Annotated in this window: 4 protein-coding genes; all 4 read left to right on the top strand. The window is 43.2% G+C overall.

Features of this window, described 5'->3' with window-relative positions; all coding sequences use genetic code 11:
• Positions 1-117: 117 nt before the first annotated feature.
• The 4 genes from bchH to moeB all read left to right on the top strand — a co-directional run bounded on the left by bchH (position 118) and on the right by moeB (position 6,360).
• Positions 118-3,837, top strand: a complete 3,720-nt coding sequence (gene bchH / locus I8752_RS07195; RefSeq protein ID WP_214431624.1) for a magnesium chelatase subunit H — start codon at positions 118-120, stop codon at positions 3,835-3,837.
• Between the two features lie 101 nt (positions 3,838-3,938).
• Entirely contained in the window at positions 3,939-4,490 is a 552-nt protein-coding gene (locus I8752_RS07190; protein ID WP_214431623.1) for a Uma2 family endonuclease, read from the top strand.
• 155 nt (positions 4,491-4,645) lie between these two features.
• A complete protein-coding gene (locus I8752_RS07185; protein WP_214431622.1) occupies positions 4,646-5,113 on the top strand; it encodes a Mov34/MPN/PAD-1 family protein in 468 nt (155 codons plus the stop codon).
• Positions 5,114-5,187: 74 nt separating this feature from the next.
• The gene (gene moeB, locus I8752_RS07180; RefSeq protein WP_214431621.1) at positions 5,188-6,360 is read left to right on the top strand and encodes a molybdopterin-synthase adenylyltransferase MoeB; all 1,173 of its coding nucleotides are present in this window, start codon (positions 5,188-5,190) and stop codon (positions 6,358-6,360) included.
• The last annotated feature ends 215 nt before the right edge of the window (positions 6,361-6,575 follow it).

The following is a 6,575-nucleotide window of genomic DNA, read 5'->3' as shown; positions in this document are numbered from 1 at the left end:
CCCGACACCCTACCCCCCACACCCCGCCCCAACGGAGCTTGGTTAACAGTCAACTAAGGTTTTACCGCAGCAGCCGATTTAAGATCGAGATAAAGATATATTTTTTAGCTTAAAGACATGAGACGCATCGTCTTGATTGCTGGATTTGAATCGTTCAACGCTGACTTGTATAGAAAAGCAGCTTTTTTGGCTAACTCTCGCTGTCCCGATTTAGATATTCGGGTATTTAGCGATCGCAATATTACCAGCAATAGCAGCGAGGTAGAAGCAGCACTCCAAGGCGCTGACGTATTTTTCGGTAGCTTGCTATTTGATTATGACCAAGTTTTGTGGTTGCGCGATCGCATTGCTCAAATTCCCATCCGCCTGGTGTTTGAGTCCGCTTTAGAATTGATGAGTTTAACCAAGCTGGGTGCTTTTGCCATTGGCGACAAACCCAAAGGAATGCCTAAACCAGTTAAATTCATCCTCGATAAATTTAGCAATGGACGCGAAGAAGACAAATTAGCTGGTTATATTAGCTTCTTAAAAATTGGCCCGAAACTGCTGAAATTTGTACCAGTGCAAAAAGTCCAAGACTTACGCAATTGGTTAATTATTTATGGTTACTGGAATGCTGGCGGCCCGGAAAACGTCGCAGCATTGTTTTGGACGCTAGCAGAAAAATACTTAGAATTAAAAGTTGGCGATATTCCCCCGCCAATTGAAACCCCCAACATGGGATTACTCCATCCCGACTACCAAGGGTTTTTTGAATCGCCCCGCGAATATTTGGAATGGTATCAAACCTATTGTAGAGACGCGACGCCAGTCGCTACAACGGGGGAAACCCCCGCAACGCGCTGGCTCATTAATCGCGTCTCTACAACACCCATTGTCGGAATTCTCCTCTACCGCAAACATGTCATCACTAAACAACCATACATTCCCCAACTGATTCGCCGTTTTGAGGAAGCTGGGTTAATTCCTTTGCCCATCTTCATCAATGGTGTAGAAGGACATGTGGCGGTACGGGATTGGATGACAAGCGATTATGAAATTCAGCAACGACAAATTGGTAATATTGAAACGCCTTCACTTTCCGATGAAGCCGTCAAAGTAGATGCGATCGTTTCGACTATTGGCTTTCCTTTAGTAGGCGGCCCGGCTGGTTCAATGGAAGCAGGTCGTCAAGTAGAAGTAGCAAAGCGGATTCTTGCTGCTAAGAATGTACCCTACATCGTGGCAGCACCACTACTAATTCAAGACATTTACTCTTGGACGCGCCAAGGTATCGGTGGATTGCAAAGTGTGGTGTTGTATGCTTTACCGGAACTAGATGGGGCAATTGATGCTATTCCCCTTGGCGGTTTAGTGGGCGAAAAGATTTATTTAGTTCCCGAACGAGTGCAGCGATTAATTGGTAGAGTCAAAAGCTGGATTTATTTGCGGCAAAAGCCAGTATCCGAACGCAAAATTGCGATTATTTTGTACGGATTTCCTCCTGGATACGGTGCTGTTGGTACAGCCGCATTATTGAATGTACCGCGCAGTCTTTTGAAATTTCTTCACGCACTCAAAAGCCAAGGGTATACCGTTGGCGATTTTTCTGATGATGGCGAAGAATTGATTCGTCAAGTAAAACAAGCAGATGAAGCTTTTAGTTTTGATAACACGGAAAATATCCCCGCTTCTGTCAGCGCCCGCACTCTCGAAAAATGGTTAGGATATCTCCGCACCTCCCGCATTGAAAAACAATGGAAATCTCTGACAGGTAGTGGGATTAAAACCTCTGGCGATGAATTTCAAATTGGTGGGGTACAGTTAGGAAATGTGTGGATAGGCGTACAACCACCTTTGGGGATACAAGGCGACCCTATGCGGTTAATGTTTGAACGAGATTTGACTCCTCATCCGCAATATGCTGCTTTTTATAAATGGCTGCAAAATGAATATAATGCTGATGCTGTGGTTCACTTCGGGATGCACGGCACTGTGGAATGGTTGCCCGGTTCACCTTTAGGTAATACGGGTTATTCTTGGTCGGATATTTTGTTAGGAGATTTGCCTAATCTCTACATATATGCAGCGAATAATCCTTCTGAATCAATGTTGGCAAAACGTCGCGGTTATGGCGTACTAATTTCTCACAATGTACCGCCTTACGGTCGTGCGGGTTTGTATAAGGAACTAGTGGCACTGCGAGATTTAATCTCAGAATATCGAGAAGATCCACAGAAAAATTATGCACTGAAGGAAGCGATTTGCAAGAAGATTGTGGACACTGGTTTAGATGCCGATTGTCCGTTTGCGGATGCGAAAAAGTTGGGTATTCCTTTTACTCCAGAAAATATTCGGATGTTTAGCGCCCATGCTTTTGATGATTATCTGGTGAAGTTGTACGAATATCTACAACTTCTAGAAAATCGTTTGTTTTCTTCTGGGTTGCATACTTTGGGTGAAGCACCGAATGAGGAGGAGTTGGCTGCGTATTTGGAGGCTTATTTTGGAGAGGAAAACGAACCAAGGCGCGAAGGACACGAAGAGGAAGAAAAGCAAATTACAGATTTATTGATGCAAACTACGGATGAGTTGACAAATCTATTGCGAGGGTTGAATGGAGAGTATATTCCGCCTGCACCTGGTGGTGATTTGTTAAGAGATGGCCCTGGTGTTTTGCCGACGGGGAGGAATATTCATGCTTTAGATCCTTACAGAATGCCTTCACCTGCGGCGTATGAACGGGGAAAAGAAATTGCTCAAAAAATTATCTCTCAGCATTTGCAGGAACACGGAACTTATCCGGAAACTGTGGCGGTGTTGTTGTGGGGATTAGATGCAATTAAAACTAAGGGTGAATCTTTAGGAATTTTGTTGGAATTGGTGGGGGCTGAACCTGTTAAGGAAGGGACTGGGAGAATTGTGCGTTATGAATTAAAACCCTTGGCAGAGGTGGGACATCCGCGCATTGATATTTTAGGAAATTTATCTGGGATTTTTCGAGATAGTTTTGTAAATATTATCGAATTATTGGACGATTTGTTTCAGCGGGCTGCTGATGCTGATGAACCGGAAGAACAAAATTTTATTAGAAAACATGCTTTAGTTTTAAAAGCCCAAGGTGTAGAGAATGTATCTGCAAGATTGTTTTCTAATCCTGCGGGTGATTTTGGTTCGTTGGTAAATGACAAAGTTGTGGATGGAAATTGGGAATCTGGTGATGAGTTAGGCAATACTTGGCAAAGTCGTAATGTGTTTAGCTATGGTAGGCAAGATAAAGGTCAAGCTAGACCAGAAGTGCTGAATACTTTGTTGAAAACAAGCGATCGCATTGTCCAAGAAATCGATTCGGTAGAATACGGTTTAACCGATATTCAAGAATATTATGCTAATACTGGCGGTTTAAAAAAAGCAGCAGAAAAACAACGCGGTAAAAAGGTAACTACTAGCTTTGTCGAAAGTTTCTCCAAAGACACCACTCCCCGCAATTTAGATGATTTGTTGCGGATGGAGTACCGCACCAAATTAGTAAATCCCAAATGGGCGCAAGCGATGGCAAATCAAGGTTCTGGCGGTGCTTTTGAAATTTCTCAAAGGATGACGGCGTTGATTGGTTGGGGTGGAACAGCCGATTTTAAAGATGATTGGGTATACGACCAAGCAGCTGATACTTATGCTTTAGATGCCGAAATGGCAGAGAAATTACGCAAAGCCAATCCGGAAGCTTTTCGCAATATTGTTGGCAGAATGTTAGAGGCCCACGGGCGAGGTTTTTGGCAAGCTGATGATGAAAAGTTGGACAAGTTACGCCAATTGTTCGAGTTGACAGATGAAGAATTAGAGGGTGTGATACTTTAATCCCATCGGGCTACTAGTCTGAGAAAAGAATCGGATTCATGCAAGAGGTTTTGTGTCTAAAATCGGATAATATAAAGCATCATTGGGAGGAATCAATCCTCATGACTGTTATTGTTGCGAAGTGGACGATTGACGAATATCATCGTATGATTGACGCTGGCATTTTAAGCGATCGCCAAGTCGAACTACTTCAAGGAGAAATCGTAGAAATGTCGCCAGAAGGGGAACCCCATGCTTATTGTAGTGATGAAGCTGGTGAGTATCTCGCAAAGTTATTGGGCGATCGCGCTAAAATTCGTCATGCTAAACCAATTACCTTACCCAACGACTCAGAACCCGAACCAGATATTGCCATTGTCCAACGTTTAGGACGCGAGTATCGAGAGCATCATCCTTATCCAAAAAATATTTTTTGGTTGATTGAGTATGGTAACTCCAGTTTAGAAAAAGATTTAGAGATAAAAAGCAAAATCTATGCCCAAGCAGGTATTTTAGAATATTGGGTTGTCAATCTCCAAAAGCTACATCTAGTGGTGTTTCGAGAAATTTCAGACGGAGAGTATGGGACAAAACTCATCTTGAGGGCGGGAACAATTCAACCGCTTGCATTTCCAGATATTGCTGTTTCAGTAGAACAGATTATTAATAGCTAAGGGACTTTCATTAACTCACCCAACTGGAAAAATAAAAGCAATTTTTTTACTAAAGTTAGTAGTGCTTTACGAGATTTGCTCAAAATGTTACTCGTTAAACGCACACTAATAATATTGCTATTTAACTGGTAACGAACGTCTTTGATTCACTTCTCATGAATAATACAGTTCTTAAACTCCTTCCAGAACACTTGCAAAATATCCGCACTCATGCAGAAAGTACTTATCCAGATGAGTGTTGCGGTATTATATTGGGTTATCTGGCTATTGAGGGCAAAACTGCGGTAGAAGTTATGCCAACAGCAAATGCCTGGAGTACGGAAGCAGCTAATTTCTCTCAAGAGAACGCCATGGATAGTGAAAGACAGCGCTATGCGATCGCACCCCAAGTCATGCTACAAGTACAAAGAGAAGCACGCGATCGCTCGTTGAATATCATTGGTATTTATCACTCCCACACCGACAATCCAGCTATTCCCTCAGAATGCGATCGGATCTACGCCTGGCAAGGATACTCGTATATAATAGTTTCCGTTCAAAACGGTAAAGCCGGCGAACTCAAAAGCTGGAGTCTGGATAACAATCATCAGTTCCAACTAGAATCAATTGAAAACGTAAATTAACATCTTACAAAAAGTTATTAACACTGATATCGTTTTTCGATAGGATTAATACTCCGTTCCACAATCAAACTTCTATGCTTAATCCCAATCTGGACGAAATCCAGTTAACAAAGGACGATTACGAACGCTACTCCCGCCACTTGATTTTGCCAGAAGTCGGTATGGAGGGACAAAAACGCCTCAAGGCAGCCAGCGTGCTTTGTATCGGTACGGGTGGACTAGGTTCGCCACTACTTTTATATTTAGCAGCAGCCGGGATCGGACGCATTGGTATTGTTGATTTTGATGTTGTCGATACTTCCAACCTTCAACGCCAAGTGATTCACGGGACATCCTGGGTAGGTAAACCCAAGATTGAATCAGCAAAAAACCGCATTCACGAGATTAACCCCTATTGCCAAGTCGATCTCTACGAAACTCGCCTGAGTTCCGAAAATGCCTTAGATATAATTAAGCCTTACGATATCGTTGTCGATGGTACTGATAATTTCCCTACAAGGTATTTAGTCAACGATGCCTGTGTATTACTAGATAAGCCCAACGTCTACGGTTCCATTTTCCGGTTTGAAGGGCAAGCTACAGTATTTAACTACGAAGGCGGGCCTAACTACCGCGATTTGTACCCAGAACCACCGCCACCAGGAATGGTTCCTTCTTGTGCCGAAGGTGGCGTATTGGGAATTTTGCCAGGAATTATTGGAGTCATCCAAGCAACAGAAACTGTCAAAATCATTACCAAACAAGGTAATACCTTGAGCGGGCGACTATTGTTATATGATGCCCTAAACATGAAGTTTCGCGAGTTGAAGCTGCGTCCTAACCCCATCCGCCCAGCAATTGAAAAGCTGATAGACTACGAACAGTTCTGCGGTATCCCACAAGCTAAAGCACAGGAGGCGAAACAGCAGATGGAAATTGCGGAAATGACTGTTAAGGAACTAAAGGAATTGCTAGATAGCGGTGCAAAGGATTTTGTGCTGTTAGATGTCCGCAACCCTCATGAGTACGACATCGCTCAGATTCCTGGTTCGGTATTAGTGCCCTTACCGGATATTGAAAACGGGGATGGCGTTGCTAAAGTCAAAGAAATACTCAATGGGCATCGCTTGATTGCTCATTGTAAGATGGGCGGGCGGTCTGCCAAAGCCCTTGGCATCCTCAAAGAAGCTGGGATTGTTGGCACAAATGTTAAAGGTGGAATTACCGCTTGGAGTCGAGAAGTCGATCCCTCAGTCCCAGAATATTAAAAAGATTGTCTGTTGCGACTGGGTTAATGGTAGTTAGGGTATAGAGGTGTAAGGATTTTGTTCGCTTACACCTCACACTCTTGTCTAAACTTTGATTTTTAGGATCGGGGCGTAAATCCGATGAAAATTGTCCTAGATTCTCACCTAGCCTACAGCAAAGAGCGATCGCATCATAAATAAAAAAGGGATTTGTCTCAATCCCTTTTCTAAAAATC

It is taken from the genome of Dendronalium phyllosphericum CENA369, assembly GCF_016056275.1.
Classification (GTDB): Bacteria; Cyanobacteriota; Cyanobacteriia; order Cyanobacteriales; family Nostocaceae; genus Dendronalium; species Dendronalium phyllosphericum.
Note: the sequence above shows the minus strand (reverse complement) of the source record. Positions and strands in the feature narration are given on the sequence as shown.